The sequence below is a fragment of the Adlercreutzia sp. St.1H8 genome, from assembly GCF_059728655.1.
Genome location: NZ_AP039376.1, coordinates 2,331,026 through 2,347,500 on the forward strand (window position 1 = coordinate 2,331,026; position 16,475 = coordinate 2,347,500).

General features: G+C 67.7%; 12 protein-coding genes (1 of these 12 cut by a window edge). 4 read left to right on the plus strand and 8 right to left on the minus strand.

Features of this window, described 5'->3' with window-relative positions:
* Positions 1 to 413 precede the first annotated feature (413 nt).
* Together guaA and AC6I0Y_RS09235 are read right to left on the minus strand one after the other, a co-directional pair.
* Entirely contained in the window at positions 414 to 2,006 is a 1,593-nt protein-coding gene (guaA, locus tag AC6I0Y_RS09230; protein WP_497731222.1) for a glutamine-hydrolyzing GMP synthase, read from the minus strand.
* Positions 2,007 to 2,236: 230 nt separating this feature from the next.
* Positions 2,237 to 3,091 carry a tyrosine-protein phosphatase gene (locus tag AC6I0Y_RS09235; protein WP_497731225.1) on the minus strand — a complete coding sequence of 285 codons (855 nt, stop codon included), beginning with the start codon at positions 3,089 to 3,091 and terminating at the stop codon, positions 2,237 to 2,239.
* A 270-nt stretch (positions 3,092 to 3,361) separates the two neighbouring features.
* On the opposite strand from AC6I0Y_RS09235, the gene AC6I0Y_RS09240 reads away from it, so the two are divergent.
* The 4 genes from AC6I0Y_RS09240 (at position 3,362) to AC6I0Y_RS09255 (ending at position 8,009) form a co-directional block, all read left to right on the plus strand.
* Entirely contained in the window at positions 3,362 to 3,646 is a 285-nt protein-coding gene (locus tag AC6I0Y_RS09240) for an ArsR/SmtB family transcription factor (RefSeq protein WP_160710325.1), read from the plus strand.
* Positions 3,647 to 3,838: 192 nt separating this feature from the next.
* A complete protein-coding gene (locus AC6I0Y_RS09245) occupies positions 3,839 to 4,063 on the plus strand; it encodes a cation transporter (RefSeq protein ID WP_497731228.1) in 225 nt (74 codons plus the stop codon).
* Between the two features lie 316 nt (positions 4,064 to 4,379).
* Entirely contained in the window at positions 4,380 to 6,305 is a 1,926-nt protein-coding gene (locus AC6I0Y_RS09250; RefSeq protein WP_497731231.1) for a heavy metal translocating P-type ATPase, read from the plus strand.
* A gap of 462 nt (positions 6,306 to 6,767) precedes the next feature.
* Positions 6,768 to 8,009, plus strand: coding sequence for a baeRF3 domain-containing protein (locus AC6I0Y_RS09255; protein ID WP_497731233.1), 1,242 nt, complete (start codon positions 6,768 to 6,770; stop codon positions 8,007 to 8,009).
* A gap of 148 nt (positions 8,010 to 8,157) precedes the next feature.
* On the opposite strand, the gene AC6I0Y_RS09260 is transcribed toward AC6I0Y_RS09255, so the two are convergent.
* The 6 genes from AC6I0Y_RS09260 to AC6I0Y_RS09285 all read right to left on the minus strand — a co-directional run.
* Positions 8,158 to 8,877 (minus strand): tRNA threonylcarbamoyladenosine dehydratase, encoded by a 720-nt coding sequence (locus AC6I0Y_RS09260; protein WP_497731234.1) that lies wholly within the window; start codon positions 8,875 to 8,877, stop codon positions 8,158 to 8,160.
* A gap of 481 nt (positions 8,878 to 9,358) precedes the next feature.
* Positions 9,359 to 9,736 carry a 50S ribosomal protein L7/L12 gene (rplL, locus tag AC6I0Y_RS09265; protein WP_160710139.1) on the minus strand — a complete coding sequence of 126 codons (378 nt, stop codon included), beginning with the start codon at positions 9,734 to 9,736 and terminating at the stop codon, positions 9,359 to 9,361.
* 85 nt (positions 9,737 to 9,821) lie between these two features.
* Complete coding sequence (gene rplJ, locus AC6I0Y_RS09270; protein ID WP_160710140.1) at positions 9,822 to 10,343, minus strand: 50S ribosomal protein L10; 522 nt, start codon at positions 10,341 to 10,343, stop codon at positions 9,822 to 9,824.
* Between the two features lie 354 nt (positions 10,344 to 10,697).
* The gene (locus AC6I0Y_RS09275) at positions 10,698 to 12,791 is read right to left on the minus strand and encodes a Tat pathway signal sequence (protein ID WP_497731238.1); all 2,094 of its coding nucleotides are present in this window, start codon (positions 12,789 to 12,791) and stop codon (positions 10,698 to 10,700) included.
* Between the two features lie 188 nt (positions 12,792 to 12,979).
* Positions 12,980 to 15,652: an aconitate hydratase AcnA gene (gene acnA, locus AC6I0Y_RS09280; RefSeq protein WP_497731241.1), complete on the minus strand. Its 2,673-nt coding sequence runs from the start codon at positions 15,650 to 15,652 to the stop codon at positions 12,980 to 12,982.
* 6 nt (positions 15,653 to 15,658) lie between these two features.
* Positions 15,659 to 16,475, minus strand: partial view of an isocitrate/isopropylmalate dehydrogenase family protein gene (locus AC6I0Y_RS09285; protein WP_497731244.1) — the 3' portion only. Its footprint extends 278 nt past the window's final position; 817 of the gene's 1,095 nt are visible here — the last part of the coding sequence; the start codon falls outside the window, past its right edge — the gene reads right to left on this strand; its stop codon occupies positions 15,659 to 15,661.

Genomic DNA, 16,475 nt, shown 5'->3' on the forward strand with positions numbered 1-16,475 from the left:
TCTGCTTCATCCGAAATCAGTATCGGCGGAATTTTTACTCCATTGTCTGAACTGGGAGCTCTTCCATCGTGTGCCCCCCAAAAGCGGGTGAGTTCAAAACGATACTATCGCGCATTCTCAACGCCGTATAGCTCGAAAGTGAAATGGTTGCGGGCGGCTTGCAAGCACCGCACCCAGTTGATAGCGATTACTGGACGTGAACCTGAATGAAGGAAGCGCACGGACTTTGGATGAAAACACAGCATTTCTTAGCCTCTAGCTGGGAAAAGAAAAGACCGTCGAGCAATCTCAACGGTCTTGGCAAAGTGAGAGGATTCACTGGTGGCTGTCAGATTTTGGTTGAGTCCATCAAATTTGACAACCTCTGTGAACTGGAGTAAATTACCTTCACACTCCAAAAAGCGAACAAATGTTCACTCCCACTCCACCGTAGCAGGCGGCTTGCTCGTCACATCGTACACCACCCGGTTCACCCCCGGCACCTCGGCCACCACGCGGCTGCTCACCCGCGCGAGCACCTCGTAGGGCAGCCTCGCCCAGTCGGCGGTCATCGCGTCCTGGCTCTCCACGGCGCGCAGGATGATCGGGCGGGCGTAGGTGCGCTCGTCGCCCATCACGCCGACGCTCCGGATGTCGGGCAGCACCGCGAAGTACTGCCACACGCTGCGCTCGCTGTCACGCACGCCGGTCTCCTGGAACAGGCGCTCGTTGTAGGCGTCCAGCTCCTCGCGGACGATGGCGTCGGCGTTCTTCAGCACCTCCAGCTTCTCGGCGTCCACGTCGCCGATGATGCGGATGGCCAGGCCGGGGCCGGGGAACGGCTGGCGGTGCACAATGTGGTCCGGCAGCCCGAGCGCCGTGCCCAGCGCCCGCACCTCGTCCTTGAAGAAGTGGTCGAGCGGCTCGATGAGCTCGAACGACACGCCCTCGGGGAACGGGATCAGGTTGTGGTGGCTCTTGATGGTGGATGCCTTGCCGCCCGTCTTGCGGGCGCCGCTCTCGATGATGTCGGGGTAGATGGTGCCCTGGGCCAGGTACTTCACGCCGTCGAGCTGCTGCGCCACGGCGAAGAACTCCTTCCAGAACTGCGTGCCGATGATGCGGCGCTTCTCCTCCGGGTCGCTCACGCCGGCGAGCAGCTCCAGGTAGCGGTCGCGCGCGTCCACGCGGATGAAGTCCACGTCGAACTGCTCGGTGAAGACCGCCTCCACCTCCTCGGGCTCGCCCTTGCGCAGCAGCCCGTGGTCGACGAACACGCACACGAGCTGCCGCCCGATGGCCCGCGCGCCCAGAGCCGCCACCACCGACGAGTCCACGCCGCCGGAAAGCCCTAGGATGACGCGATCCTCCCCCACCTTCTCGCGGATGGCCGCCACCGAGTCCTCGATGATCGAGTCCATGGTCCAGTCGGGCTCAAGCCCGCAGACGCCGAAGAGGAAGTTCGCCAGCAGCTCGTTGCCGAACGCGGTATGGCGCACCTCGGGATGGAACTGCGTGGCGTACAGCCGCCGCTCCGGGCACTCCATCGACGCCACGGGGCACACGTCGGTACGCGACGTCACGACGAACCTCTCGGGCACGCGGCTCACCGCATCGCGATGGCTCATCCACACGGTCTGCTCCCCCGGCGTGTCCGCGAACAGCGCGCTCTCGCCGCAGCGGGTGAGCGGCGCGGGGCCGTACTCCCCCTTCTCGGTGTGCCCCACCTCGCCGCCAAGCGTCACGGCCATGATCTGCTGGCCGTAGCAGAACCCGAGCACGGGAATGCCCAGCTCCAGAATCTCCGGGTCGATGGCGGGCGCGTCCTCGGCGTACACGCTCGCCGGGCCGCCGGAGAAGATGATGGCCGCCGGCGCCATCGCGCGCACCTCATCAGCAGTGATGTCGCAGGGAACGATCTCGGAGTAGACGTGCAGGTCGCGCACGCGCCGGGCGATGAGCTGCCCGTACTGGGCTCCGAAGTCGACGACGATGACGCGCTGGTCGGGAAGGGCGGACTGGCTCACGATGGCTCCTCGCATAGGCTGGGCGCACGACGGCGCACGACGGTTTCGAATGCCGTCCATCATACACGAACCAGGTTGCAGCCGTGTTACCTGTCCCCGGACGAATCCACGCCGGCCGCCCAGCAGGGCGCGGGCGGCGCAGCTGGCGCAGCCGGCGGCGGGAGACAGCTCCGAGACGACGACGGCAGCAGCAGAAGCGACCCCCCGATGGCGCCGACAGCCGCCCGCCGCTACTCCAGGTAGCGCGCCCGCAGCTCCGCCACCGCGTCCGGCCCGAAGCCCAGGCCGTCACGCAGGTAGTTGCCCATGCCGCCGAACTCCTTGCGCACAGCGTCGAAGGCGGTGTCGTAGTACTCCCTCTGGGCGTAGAACAGCGCGTCCACGTCGGCGTCCGCCCCCTCCAGCACATGATGGCGCGCCAGGGCGTCGAGCATCTTCTCCGCCCACGTGCGCACGAACAGGTTGGTCGCTAGGTAGTCGGCGCGGATGGCCTCCTCCGGCACGCCCAGCGCGTACTCCACCAGGATGGAGCCGAGGCCCGCGCGATCCTTGCCCTCCGTGCAGTGCCAGAGCGTCGCGCCCGAGGTCGCCCCCAGCAGCACCTGCAGGAAGTCGCGATAGGCGCCCATGCCCCGCTCCCCCAGCAGGCACTCGGGATACAGCTGGCGGATCATCTCGAACGGCTTGCCGTTGAACCGCCGTAGCGCCCGCACGTCCTGGGCCACGTCGCCCTCGTGGGTGATGCCCACCGCCCCCTCCTCGAGCACGGGGAAGTCGTAGAACACGACGCCGGCCATCTTGCCCTTGGGATCCGGCTCCTTCTGCCGCTCCATGTCAGTGCGGAAGTCGACGACCCGCTCCACGTCATGCATCGACTCCAGCTGGCGAAGGTCGGTGTCGGTGGCGTGATGGAGCGCGCCCGACCGGACGAGCCGCCGCCGCGCGATGCGCTTTCCGTCAGCTGCCGGCATTCCTCCCAAGTCGCGGGTATTGGGAAGCCCCTGCAGAGACATATGCCCGAAGTCGGGAAAACCCGGAACGGCCCGCGGGGTCTCCGCCCCGCCCGCAAGATCGCTCTCAGCCATGGAAGCCTTCTTTCGCTCGCTCGATCGTTTCCCCCGATCATAGCGAGCCCGCGCTCCGGACCTCCCCCTCCCCACCCATCCGTTTCCCGACGGTCGCCAAGCAACATCCTCACGATAGGTTTCGAAAACCTGTTGACAAGTCGCGTTCTATTCCTATACTTATGAACAGTTGCTCATATGTTTAGATGAATGAAGGAACCCATGATGTCCCATCAACACGAAACCACAGACCTCGCCCCCGAAGCCCCAGACGCGGCCGCTCCAGAGTGCATGCCCGACGAGGAGCTGCTCTACGACCTGGCCGACCTGTTCAAGGCGTTCGCGGACACCACGCGCATCCGCATCCTCTATGCGCTCATGGGCCAAGACCGCTGCGTCGCGGACATCGCCGAGATCATCGGCGTCTCCCAAAGCGCCGTTTCCCACCAGCTGCGCACGCTCAAGCAGGCACGCCTGGTGAAGTTCCAGCGCGACGGCAAGAACATCATCTACTCGCTCTCCGACGACCACGTCTACACCATGCTCGCCCAGGGCATGACCCACATCTGCGAGTAGCGCACCTCGCGCAATGCCCGCCAAAGACCCGCCAGAATGTTTCACGTGAAACATTAGTTCGCAAGAAAGAGCAAGTGAAGCAGCACCGGCAGCAGCGAAGCCGAACAAAGCATTCGAAGCACCATCGGAACAACGTACGGAAATGTTTCACGTGAAACATTCGTACCCCAAAATTGAGAGAAGGGACTAACCATGCGCAAGGCACTCAAGCTCCAGAACCTCGACTGCGCGAACTGCGCCGCCAAGATGGAGAGCGACATCAGCGCCCTCGAGGGCGTCAACAAGGCCTCCATCAGCTTCATGACCCAGAAGCTGATGATCGACGTCAGTGGTGACGCCCAGACCTTCGATACCATCCTCGACAAGGCCCAGGCCATCTGCGCCAAGTACGAGCCCGACTGCGTCATCCTCCGCTAGCCAGCGTATTCGGGGCACACACCGCAGCAAGGCCCTGCGGCGCGCTCAGCACCCCAACGAGTCAGGCAGAGCCACGAAAGGCGGCCTGCGCTACGCCACATCGCACCGAACGAGCAAACTCTTAGAGCTGGTTCAAATTAAGTGCACCCGCAGCGCCGCCAACGCCACCCGTCTAGCCTGTTCCGAACACGTGCCGTCAGCACCGCCGATGTCGCCTACCCCGCACCATCCCGTCAAGCACCAACGCCCCGACCCACCCGACCCACCCGCCCCCGGCTTCCCCGACCTACCCATCCCGACAGAACGGCAGCCTCCTATGACTACCCTCACCGACAAGCAGATCCGCTGGCGCAACCGCATCATCGCGGCGCTCGCGCTGTTCGCCATCGCCTTCGCCATCGAGCAGGCTGGCCTCCTCATAGCCTGGTTCGGCGAGCCCGGCGACCTCTACGCCGAGCTCGTGCTGTTCCTCGTGCCCTACCTCATCGCCGGCTACGACGTACTGCTCAAGGCGGCGCGCAACATCGGCCGCGGGCAGGTCTTCGACGAGAACTTCCTCATGTCCGTGGCCACCATCGGCGCGTTCGCCCTCGTGCTGTTCCCCGACACCGAGCCGCATATGGCCGAGGGCGCCGCCGTCATGCTGTTCTACCAGGTGGGCGAGCTGTTCCAGAGCTACGCCGTGGGCAAGTCGCGCAAGTCCATCGCCGACATGATGGACATCGCCCCCGAGTTCGCCAACATCATGCGCGACGGCCAGCTCGTGCAGGTCGACCCCTACGAGGTGTCCCCCGGCGACGAGATCGTCGTCAAGCCGGGCGAACGCATCCCGCTCGACGGCGCCGTCGTCGGCGGCCAGTCGCAGGTGGACACCGCCGCCCTCACCGGCGAATCCGTCCCACGCCAGGCCGACCCCGGCGACGAGGTCATCTCCGGCTGCGTCAACCTCACCGGCGCCCTCACCGTCCGCGTCACCAAGCCCTTCGAGGACTCCACGGTCAGCCGCATCCTGGAGCTCGTGGAGAACGCGGCCGACAAGAAGGCCCGCACCGAGAGCTTCATCACCCGCTTCGCCCGCTACTACACCCCTGCCGTCGTCGGCGTGGCCGCGGCGCTGGCCATCCTGCCGCCGCTGCTCTTCGGCCAGGAGTGGGCCGACTGGATCCTGCGCGGCCTCACCTTCCTCGTGGTGTCGTGCCCCTGCGCGCTGGTCATCTCGGTGCCGCTGTCCTTCTTCGGCGGTATCGGCGGCGCCTCGCGCATCGGCATCCTCGTCAAGGGCAGCAACTACCTGGAGGCCCTCGCCCACGCCGAGACCGTCGTCTTCGACAAGACCGGCACGCTCACCAACGGCACCTTCACCGTCACGGCCATCCACGCCGAGGGCGACACGACCGAAGACGAGCTGCTCGCCCTGGCGGCCCATGCCGAGTCACTCTCGAACCACCCCATCGCCGCCTCGGTGCGCCAGGCCTACGCCGGCCCCCTCGATCCGGCCCGCATCCAGAAGGCCGAGGAGGTCAGCGGCCAAGGCGTCCGCGCCGTCATCGACGAGCGCGAGGTGCTGGTGGGCAACGGGCGCCTCATGGACTCCGCCGGCGCGAACTGGCACGACTGCGAGCTCGTCGGCACCATCCTCCACGTGGCCATCGACGGCGTCTACGCCGGCCACATCATCATCGCCGACATGGTGAAGGACGACGCGGCCGCCGCCATCGCCGCCTTGCGGAAGGCCGGCGTGCGCAAGACGGTCATGCTCACCGGCGACCGCGCCGACGTGGCCCAGGCCGTCGCCGCCCAGCTCGGCATCGACGAGGTGCGCGCCGAGCTGCTGCCCCAGGACAAGGTGGCCCAGGTGGAGGCGCTGATCGACGCCCAGGCGGCCGCCAACCCCAAGGGCAAGCTCGCCTTCGTGGGCGACGGCATCAACGACGCGCCCGTCCTCACCCGCGCCGACCTCGGCATCGCCATGGGCGCCATGGGCTCAGACGCTGCCATCGAAGCCGCCGACGTGGTGCTCATGGACGACCGCCCCTCGCAGATCGCCCGCGCCATCTCCATCGCCCGCAAGACCATGGCCATCGTCTGGGAGAACATCGTCTTCGCCCTCGGCGTCAAGCTGGCCGTGCTCGCACTCGCAGCCGTCGGCATCGCCAACATGTGGATGGCCGTCTTCGCCGACGTGGGCGTGGCCGCCATCGCCATCCTCAACGCCATGCGCGCCATGAACGTGCGGAAGTAACGCGCGACGTCACCCGCGCGACCTCCAACACGCCCCCAGCGCACCCGCGGCGCACCCACGGGGGCAACGCCCCTCCCGAGAGCCGCCCCCTCAGGGCGGCTCTCGCGCGCCCTCCCAACCCCACGCCCCACAGACGCCCCGCCCGCGCCCCCAGCGCCCCCAGCGCTCCAACCCCCAACCCCCACCCCCCAACTCCAGCAGAACGCCCGCCTCGCCAAGCATCCAACCCTCCCTCGCCAGACAAACCCCACCCCGAGAGCCGCACCCCAGGCGACTCGCCCCCCGAAACCCCTCGGCACAGGATCGGCAACCAAACGACAACAGCTCCCGCCGGCAATCCGCCCACCCCTCCCCCGGGTCTATCCTGAGGCTCGAACGCACGCGCCCACGCGGCCGACACCGTCCGCCACCAGCGCCAACGCGCTCCCGAACCAGTAACCAACCGCGTATATGGAGGTTCCCATGAAGGACGCTTTGAAGGAGCTGCAAGACAGCATCCACCTGCTCGATAACTTCGATCCCAAGGCCTACGAGCAGGCGGAACCGCCCCTGGTATCCCTCTACCTCCCCATCCACCGCGACCAGCGCGAAGAGTCGCGTCGCGACGAGTGGGACGGCATCGAGCTCAAGGACCTCAAGGAGGAGGCCGAGCGCACCCTCCGCGAAAAGCTCCCCAACGAGCGCGACTGGGCCGGCATCAACGAGCGCCTCGAGTACCTCATGGCCCACCCCGACCTGCCGCTGTGGCAGAACGCCCGCGAGGGCGTGGCCCTGCTGGTCAGCAACACCGACGTCTACGCCTTCAACCTCGACTTCCCCGTCAACCCTTGCGTGGTGGTGGGCGCCGCCTACTACACCAAGCCGCTGCTCCGAAACTTCCAATATGGCGCGCACTACTACCTGCTGGCCCTGGGCGCCGACCGCTTCGGCTGGATCAAGGGCGACCAGCGCAGCGTCAAGCGCATGGCGCTCCCGCCCGAGGTCAAGAGCTCCTTCTCCGAGCTCTTCGTCAACTCTGACGAAACCGAGGCCAACGAGCGCAAGCACGAGGAAGGCGCCCTCGACTTCATCACCCTCGAGGGCCACATGTCCCCCCACCACGACTTCCAGTCGCGCAAGAACGTGGCGAAGGAAGAGGCCGAGAAGTTCTTCCGCTCCGTGAACAAGGCCGTCGACGACCACCTCGTGCGCGACGACGCGACGCCTATCATCCTCGTCACGCTGCCCGAGCACGTGGCCGCCTTCCGCAAGGTCTCGACGCTGCAGCACCTGCTGCCCACGGCCATCGAGAAGGATCCCGCCAGCCTGACCGGCGAGCAGCTGCGCGACGATGCCATGGCCATCATGGAAGCCGACCGTCAGGCCAAGCTGCAGAAGGTTCTCGACGAGTTCGCATATGACCTGTCGAAGGGTAAGGCGACCGACGACTACAACGATCTGGCGATGGCCCTGGTGGAGCGCAAGGTGGCGGCCCTGCTCGTCGAGGAGGGCAAGGAAATCCCGGGCACCTTCGACCCCCAGACGGGCGACGTGTTCTTCGACGCCGACCCCAACCCGACCGACGACAAGGTTCTCGACCCGGCCAGCCCCGACCTGGTGGACGCCTTCTCTCAGGCCGCGCTCGCCCAGGGCGCGCACGTCTACGTCCTCCCTGCCGCCCAGATGCCCAGCGCCAAGGGCGTGGCGGTCCTCTACCGCTACTAGCCCAGGCGAAAACACGCAGAGGGGACGGGCCCAGCATCGGGCCCGCCCCCTCTGTCGTTCCAGCCGCGAAGGCGCATCCGCCGAAGTTCCCCCGCTTGCCAGCCAAGGCTTCCCCGCCGCGCCAGCAGACGCCGGCGACCGCAGGCAGCTACCGCCCCACAAGCGCGCGGATCACGCGCCCGGCCAGCATCTGGCCCATGATCGGGGGGATGTACGACATCGTCCCCAGCTCCGCGGGCTCGCGACGCGGCGTGCCCTCGGGCACCTCTACGGGCAGCGGCGGCTCATCGGAGTAGAGCACCTCCAGCCGCTCGACCCCCGCCGCGCGCGCCTGCTTGCGCACCGCTCGGCTCAGCGGGTCGCCTCGCGTCTCGTACAGGTCGGCGAACCGCAGGCGCGTCGGATCGGCCTTGTTGGCCCCGCCCATGGACGCCACCAACGGCACGCCCTCCCGTTGCGCATAGAGCGCCAACGCCAGCTTCGACGACACGGTGTCGATGGCATCCACCACGTAGTCCGGCCGCCGCGGCAGCCCCGCGAACAGGGCCTCCACCCCCTCGGGCAGCACGAACTCGTCGCGCGTCTCCACGCGCACGTCCGGGTTGATGGCCCGCGCCATAGCCGCCATCACCTCCACCTTGCGCCGCCCCACCGTATCCACGAAGGCGATGGCCTGCCGGTTGATGTTGGAGGCCTGCACCGCATCGCCGTCGACGAACACGAGCGACCCCACGCCGCCGCGCACGAGCGCCTCAGCGCAGTTCGACCCCACGCCGCCGACGCCCACCACCATCACGCAGGCCGCATCCAGCCGCGCCAGGCCCTCATCGCCCAGCACCCGCCGAAGCCGGCTCTTCGCATCCTCCATAGCAGTATCCTCCTCAACAACGTACAGGAACGCACAGGCCGCCGGGCTCGCGCCGGGCGAAGCGAGGTCAAGCCAAAGGCTCCGTGAGACCTTGGCTCACGGAGCCGACGCGTCGAGCGCAGCCCGGCGCGAGCCCGGCGGCCGTCCCGCAGGTTGAGCAAACCCCCGACGCGTCGAGCGAAGGCCGCTCCCCGCCCGGCGGCCGCCCCGCAGGTCGAACAAACCCCGACGCCCCAAGCGCAGCCCGGCGCGAGCCCGGCACCCGCCCCGCAGGTCGAGCGAAGGCCGCTCCCCGCCCGGCGGCCGCCCCGCAGGTCGAACGGCAAGCGCGCCAGCGCGAGCCCGCAGCCGCTCCACAAGCCGGCGCAGCAAACGCGCCAGCGCAAGCCCCGCAAGCACGCCAGCGCAATCCCGCCGCCCGAAACGAAAAGGAGCGCGCACCCAAAGGCACGCGCTCCCCAAAACACCAAGTAAGGCGAAGTTACTTGAGGGTGACGGCGGCGCCGGCCTCCTCGAGCTTGGCCTTGACCTCCTCGGCCTTCTCCTTGTTGGCGCCCTCGACGACAGCCTTGGGAGCGCCCTCGACGACCTCCTTGGCCTCCTTCAGGCCCAGGCCGGTGATCTCGCGGACAACCTTGATGACGGCGATCTTGTTGTCGCCGAAGCCCTCGAGGATGACGTCGAAGTCGGACTTCTCCTCGGCAGCAGCGCCGCCCTCAGCCGGGGCAGCGGCAGCCACGGCCACGGGGGCAGCGGCGGACACGCCAAAGGTCTCCTCGATGTCCTTCACGAGCTCGGAAGCCTCGAGCAGGGACATCTCCTTCAGAGCCTCAATGATCTCCTCACGGGTAACAGCCATGTTAGTTTCCTTTCAAAGGCGGCTGGGCTCTTCCCAGCCGGTGTGTCTTTCAAGTCATGCGACGCATCTCACGCCGCGCGGGCTACTAGGCAGCCTCCTTCTGGTCGGCCACAGCCTTGACCACCTGGGCCAGGCCACGCGGCACGCCGTTGATGGTCGTGGCCAGGCCACGGGCCACGCCGGAGATAGCGCCGGCGATCTGGGCGATGAGCTCCTCGCGGGACGGCAGAGAGGCGATAGCCTCCACCTCGGCGGCGGAAACCGCCTTACCCTCCATGAGACCACCCTTGATCTCCAGGTTCTGGTTGTCCTTCGCGAAGTTCTTCACGGCCTTCGCGGCAGCAGCCACGTCGTCGCCCGCGAAGACGAACGCGCTGGGGCCTTCCAGCATATCGTCCAGGGTGGGCAGCTCGGACTGCTCCAGGGCGATGCGCATGAGGGTGTTCTTGTACACCTTCATGTTGGCGCCCGCCTCGCGGATGCTGTGGCGCAGGTTCTGGATCTCCTTCACGGTCAGGCCGCGGTAGTCGACCACCCACACCGCGCTCACGCCGTCGAGGTCGGCCTTGATGGCCTCGAGCATCTCCTTGTTCTGAGCGTTGGGCATATTCTACGTACACCTCCTTCTTCTCAAACTCGCGTTCCGCCCTCGCGGGGTGGGATCGCTGCCTGAGAAAGAAAGCGACCCCTGCCGCGCTTAGAGCACGCAGGGGTCGCACAGCAACGTATCGTTGACGACCACCTCGGCGGGCCGCGTCTCCGCGATTAAACCCTTGCGGGTACCTGCTGTCTTAAGCAGCGGAACTATTCCTGATGTAGCAGCCGTCGTCGAAACGACAGCTTTTCTAGTATAGCCTCCATCACGGCGATGTCAACCGAAAACACGAAGGCGGCCCGCACCTCACCGGCGCGGGCCGCCTCAGGGGAATCTCGGCCGCCAGACAGCGCGAAGCCGCGCGACCTAGGCCGTCTTGGCCGGCTCGGCCGGCGCGCCCTCGGCCGTCTTGGCCGGCTGGGTCGCCTCCGCCGTCGGCTCCTCGGCCGCAGCCTTCTCCCCTGCCGGGTCCGCCACGTTCACCGCCGCATCCTCCGGCAGGCCGGACGCGGTCTCCTCCTCGCCCGCCTTTTTGATCGCATAGGCAGGGCTCACGCCGGCGCCCTCCAGGTAGGTGAAGGTGATGGCGTCGCCTTCCTTGTAGCCCACGATGTCGATGAGGCCCGGCAGCGCGAAGTCGTAGATCTTGCCGTCCTGCCCCTCGATGGTCACGTAGAAGTGCGAGTTGCCCTCGATGACCGCCTGCGACAGCGAGCGGATGGTGCCCGACATCGTCTTCACGTCATCCTCGCCCGCCGCGTCAGAGGCCACGCCGTTGGTGGCCAGCAGCGCCTCGTAGGCCTTCTGCGTGTCGGCCACCGTGTCGCCCACGGCCACGTTCTGGTAGCGCTGGATATCCACCATCGCGAACTTCTTCACCAGGCCCGCGCCGTCCTTGAGCGCCATGAAGTAGGTGGGCTGGTTGGACACATTGATGAGCAGCGGGAACGTCGCGGTGTAGCGCAGGTTCTGCACCTGGCCCTCGGCCGACTCCATGGCCGAGTCCTCGGTGGCGCCCGACACGCTGTAGAAGTGCGACTCCTGGGTGCGCTGGTTCACCAGCACGAAGCCGATGATGGAGTTGTCGGCCGTGGCCGAGGTCACGCCGGTGTACACCCACACGTCGTCGTCCTTGGCCAGGTAGTTGTAGCCGAGCGTGCCGTTGGTGCCGGGAGTCGTGCGCACCACGCCCTCCTGGCCCAGGAACGAGTTGAGCCAGCCGTTATGGTAGGAGCCCCACCAGTTGTACTGCTGGATGAGCAGCTCGGCCGGGAACACGCGGTCGACCCACTGCGGGCACTCCTCCACCATGAGATCCTGCGTCTCGCCCGTGGTGGCGTCGCAGAGCACGACGCGGCTCACCGTCTCGCCGCCGAACAGGCCGATGGTATAGTCCTTGACGGGGCAGATCCACCAGGGATGGCCCTCCTCGTCAATCTCGAAGGACTTCTCGCCGAAGATGTAGAAGGGATACTTCAGCTGCACGTGGCGGTCGATGTTACGCGCCAGCGGCTCGGACTGCGAGTAGTAGATGGGGCTGTCGCCCAGGCGCACGATCTCGGCGTTCTGCGTGGTCATGTCCACAAGCGCGTAGGCGGGAATGCCGGCCTCGCGATTGGTGAACCACTTGAACAGGTCCGCGTACCCAAGCGGGCTCACGCGCACCGGCGCGCCCTGGTAGTTGATCTGGCTGTAGAGGGTCGACACCTCGAACTGGCTCACGTACTCGGGAATGGAGCCCATCTCGCGGTTGCCCAGCAGGATGGCCGAGTCGCGGTCGATGATGGGAATCTCCGAGTAGTTGACCTCCTGGATGTCCTGGGCGAACTCGAGCGTGTCGGTCTTGAGCACGTTGGAGTAGCGCTCGGCGTTGCCCGGGATGATGGAGAGCGACAGCACCGCGCCGAGCACGCCCACCACCAGCACGGCCACCGGCACGTAGGACAGCCCCTTGAACGTCTTGGCCTTGGCCGGGCTCGCGTTCACCTTGTCGGTTCCGCTCTTGTACGCGCGCGACTTGGCCGTGAAGAACAGGAACAGCGGCAGCAGCACGAACACCGCCACGAACGTCCAGGTGTCCACCGAGTGGATGTTGATGGGCGGATGGAACCACCAGTAGGCCGCCAGCAGCACCAGCACGAGCACGATGGCCAGCACCACGAGCAGCTTCTTGCTCAGGCCCTTGAAGGCGTCGAGGAAGGAGAGGTCGATGTGCGGCTCTTGGCCGCCTCCACTCCGCCCGCGCCCGCCAGCGCCTGCGCCGCCGAAGCCGCCGAAGCCGTTGCCGAACCCGCCGACGCCGCCGCGCGAGCCCGAGGCGCCCGCGCCCCGCTCGCTCGATGCGTCCTCGGCGTCTACCGTGAAGGGCGAGCTGCCGCCCGCGCCTCCCGCGCCACTCGCGTCGAAGCCCGATTGCCTCAGCGCCTCCAGCAGCGCGTCAAGACCAGATGATTTCGCCATGATCCCCTTTTCCTTGCGTAGATATGGGCGCGCACGCCCCTGTCATGGTGCCTAAAGTGCCCATTATACGGGAAGGGCCGGGCCCTCAACGGCCCGGCCCCGCAACACACGCTTTCGCCGCATCTGCCCGCATCCGTCCGTCGTCATCGCGCTGCGGTGCCAGGCGGCAGGTCCCAGGCAGAGGGCGGCTACCCCCGCTCGACCAGGTCGCGCAGGACGAAGGGCAGGATGCCCCCGTTCTCGTAGTAGCGCCCCTCGGTGGGCGTGTCGATGCGCACCACGGCCTCGAAGACGGTCTCCGCGCCGTCAGGACGCACGGCACGCACCTCCGCCACGGCCGGCTCAGGAAGCCCCGCGGAGAAGTCCACGGCGCCCACCGTGTAGCTCTCGGAGCCGTCGAGCCCCAGGCTCTCGGCGCTCTCGCCCTCCTTGAGCTGCAGCGGCAGGATCCCCATGCCGATGAGGTTCGACCGGTGGATGCGCTCGAAGCTCTCGGCGATGACCGCGCGCACGCCCAGCAGGTTCGGCCCCTTGGCCGCCCAGTCGCGCGACGAGCCGCTGCCATACATCTTCCCCGCCAGGATGATCGACGGCACGCCGCGGTCAGCGTAGCGCTCGGCGGCGTCGAACACGCTCCTCAGCTCGCCGCTGCGCCCGTCGCGCGTCCAGCCGCCCTTCCGGCCGTCCGCCAGCTTGTTCTGAAGCTTCACGTTGGCGAAGGTGCCACGCATCATCACCTCGTGGTTGCCGCGGCGGCTGCCGTAGGTGTTGAAGTCGGCTGGCGCCACGCCCCGCTCCTCCAGGTAGCGCGCCGCCGGCGAATCAGCCGCGATGGCGCCTGCGGGCGAGATGTGGTCGGTCGTGATGAAGTCGCCGAAGTACCCCAGCACCGCGGCGCCCTCCACGGGAGCCGGCGGCTCCACCGCGCGCGTCATACCGTCGAAGTACGGGGGGCGGCGCACGTAGGTAGACGCATCGTCCCAGGCGAAGGTGGCGCTCGGCTCCGCGCCAAGGGCCTGCCAGGCCGCGTCGCCCTCGTAGAGCCTGCGGGAGCCCTCCTCGTACAGGTCGGCGGTGACGTAGCGCTCGGCCAGCTCGGCTACCTCAGCCGGGTCGGGCGCGATGTCGGCCAGGTACACGGGGCCGCCGCTCGCGTCCACGCCCAGCGGGTCACGCTCCAGGTCGATCGCCATGGTGCCCGCCAGCGCATACGCTATCACGTTAGCCGGCGCCGTCAGGTAGTTCTGCGATACGTCCGGCGAGATGCGCCCCTCGAAGTTGCGGTTGCCCGACAGCACGCTGGCCAGCTCGATGTCGTCAGCCACGGCATGGAGCGCCGGCAGCACCGGGCCCGAGTTGCCGATGCAGCTCATGCAGCCGAAGCCGCACGTGTAGAAGCCGAGCTTCTGGAGCGCCGGCAGCAGCCCGGCGCGCTCAAGCAGAAGCTCGGTGGCGCGGCTGCCTGGCGCGAGGATGGTCTTCACCCAGGGCGCGGGCGCCAGACCGCGCGCAGCGGCGTTACGGGCCAGCACGCCGGCAGCCAGCATCATGGCCGGGTCGGTGGCGGTGGTGCAGCTGGTCACGGCCGCGATGGCGAGCGCGCCGTGGCCCAACTCGTAGTTCTGCCCCCGAACCTCAACGGCCACCGTCTCGCCGCCCAGCCCGCGCTCGGCGCAGATGGCGGCGACGCGCTTCGCCGCCTCCGACCGCGCGATCAGGTCATGCGGCCGCGAAGGGCCGGCCACCGAGGGCGTCACCGTCCCCAGGTCGAGGCGCAGCACGTCAGCATAGACGCGCGGCGCGGCCTCCGGGTCGTTCCACAGCCCCTGGGCCTTCGCATACGCCTCCACGAGCGCCACCTGGCTCACATCGCGCCCGGTCAAGCGCAGGTACTCAAGGGTGCGCTCGTCAACGGGGAACAGCGTGCAGGTGCAGCCGTACTCCGGCGTCATGTTGGCGATGCAGGCCCGCTGGGTGGCGGAGAGCGCGGCCACGCCCTCGCCGAAGCACTCGACGAAGCAGCCCACCACGCCACGGTCGCGCAGCATCTTGGCGAAGGTGAGCGCCAAGTCCATGGCCGTCACCCCCGGCGCCAGCGCGCCTGTGAGCTCCACGCCCACCACCTGCGGCACGAGCGTCGTGATGGACTGTCCGAGCGCCGCGGCCTCCGCCTCGATGCCGCCGACGCCCCAGCCCAGCACGCCCAGGCCGTTGGCCGTCGGCGTGTGGGAGTCGGTGCCCACCAGCGTGTCGAAATACACCACCGGCGTGCCGTCTGCGCCTACAGCTCCTGCGGGTGAAGTCATCACCACGCTCGCGAACTCCTCGATGTTCAGCTGATGGCAGATGCCCATCCCCGGCGGCACGATACGCACGTTACGGAAGGAGCCCTGCGCCCACTTGAGGAACTCATAGCGCTCGCGGTTGCGCTCGAACTCCAAGGCCATGTTAGCCTCAAGCGAGCCGGCGCACCCCGCCTCGTCGGCGATGACCGAGTGGTCGATCACCAGGTCGCACGGCACCTGCGGGTTAATGACCGCCGGGTCGCCGCCCAGATCCGCGCATGCCTCGCGCATCACGGCGAAGTCCACGAACACCGGCACGCCGGTGAAGTCCTGCAGCAGCACGCGCGCCGGCATGAACTCCACCTCGGCGCCCTTCGCGCCCGCGAGCCCGGCCTCCACCACGCGCTCGGCCAGCAGACGGGCCTCTGCGCCCGTCGCGCCGTTGCGCAGCACGTTCTCCAGCAGCACCGTCAGCGAGAAGGGCAGCTTCTCGTGCCCCTCGACGACCGCCACGGGATAGTAGGTGTAGCCGGTCTCGCCAACCCTCAGCGCGGCCTCGAACTCGCGATTTCCCACGGCGTCCTACCTCTCCTCGAGCGCGCGCACGAGCGCGGCCGTGAACTCGCTGCAGCTGGCCGGCACCACGTCCGACCCGGTCGCGCGGCGAATGTCCGCCGTCAGGGAGCGACCCTCCGCATACACCGCGGCCACCGCGGCGCGGATGCGCGCGGCCGCCTCCAGCTCGCCCAGATGGTCGAGCATCATGGCCGCCGAGAGAATCTCCGCCGTCGGGTTGGCAACGTCCTTGCCGGCGATGTCCGGCGCCGAGCCGTGGACCGCCTCGAACACCGCGTAGTCCTTGCCGATGTTGGCACCCGGGGCAATCCCCAAGCCGCCCACCAGGCCCGCCGCCAGGTCGCTTGCGATGTCCCCGTACAGGTTGGGGAACACGATCACGTCGAACTGCGACGGATCCATCACGAGGCTCATGCAGAACGCGTCGATGATCTTATCGTCGAACGCAACGCGCCCCTCGTAGCCCTTGGCCACCTCGCGCGCCACGCGCAGGAACAGGCCATCGGAGTGCTTCATGATGTTGGCCTTGTGCACGGCGGTCACCTTCTTGCGCCCGTGCTTGAGCGCGTACTCGAAGGCGTACTCGACGATGCGCCGCGTGCCCGTCACCGAGATGGGCTTGATGGAGATGCCCGAATCGGGGCGGATGGAGCCGGCGCCGCTCTCGTCGACGAACTCGATGAGCCGCCGCGCATCCTCGCTCCCCTCCTCGAACTCGATGCCTGCGTAGAGGTCCTCGGAGTTCTCGCGCACGATGACGAGGTCCACGTCCTCATAACGCCCCCCCGCACCCGGGATGGACGTCACAGGGCGCAGGCACGTG

Bases quoted from the DNA above. Each gene is read 5' to 3' on its own strand.
- AC6I0Y_RS09240 (WP_160710325.1), top strand. From the start codon at position 3,362: ATGCCCGACGAGGAGCTGCTCTACGACCTGGCCGACCTGTTCAAGGCG.
- AC6I0Y_RS09260 (WP_497731234.1), bottom strand. From the start codon at position 8,877: ATGGAGGATGCGAAGAGCCGGCTTCGGCGGGTGCTGGGCGATGAGGGC.
- rplL (WP_160710139.1), bottom strand. From the start codon at position 9,736: ATGGCTGTTACCCGTGAGGAGATCATTGAGGCTCTGAAGGAGATGTCC.
- AC6I0Y_RS09255 (WP_497731233.1), top strand. From the start codon at position 6,768: ATGAAGGACGCTTTGAAGGAGCTGCAAGACAGCATCCACCTGCTCGAT.
- rplJ (WP_160710140.1), bottom strand. From the start codon at position 10,343: ATGCCCAACGCTCAGAACAAGGAGATGCTCGAGGCCATCAAGGCCGAC.
- AC6I0Y_RS09235 (WP_497731225.1), bottom strand. From the start codon at position 3,091: ATGGCTGAGAGCGATCTTGCGGGCGGGGCGGAGACCCCGCGGGCCGTT.
- AC6I0Y_RS09250 (WP_497731231.1), top strand. From the start codon at position 4,380: ATGACTACCCTCACCGACAAGCAGATCCGCTGGCGCAACCGCATCATC.
- AC6I0Y_RS09275 (WP_497731238.1), bottom strand. From the start codon at position 12,791: ATGGCGAAATCATCTGGTCTTGACGCGCTGCTGGAGGCGCTGAGGCAA.
- AC6I0Y_RS09245 (WP_497731228.1), top strand. From the start codon at position 3,839: ATGCGCAAGGCACTCAAGCTCCAGAACCTCGACTGCGCGAACTGCGCC.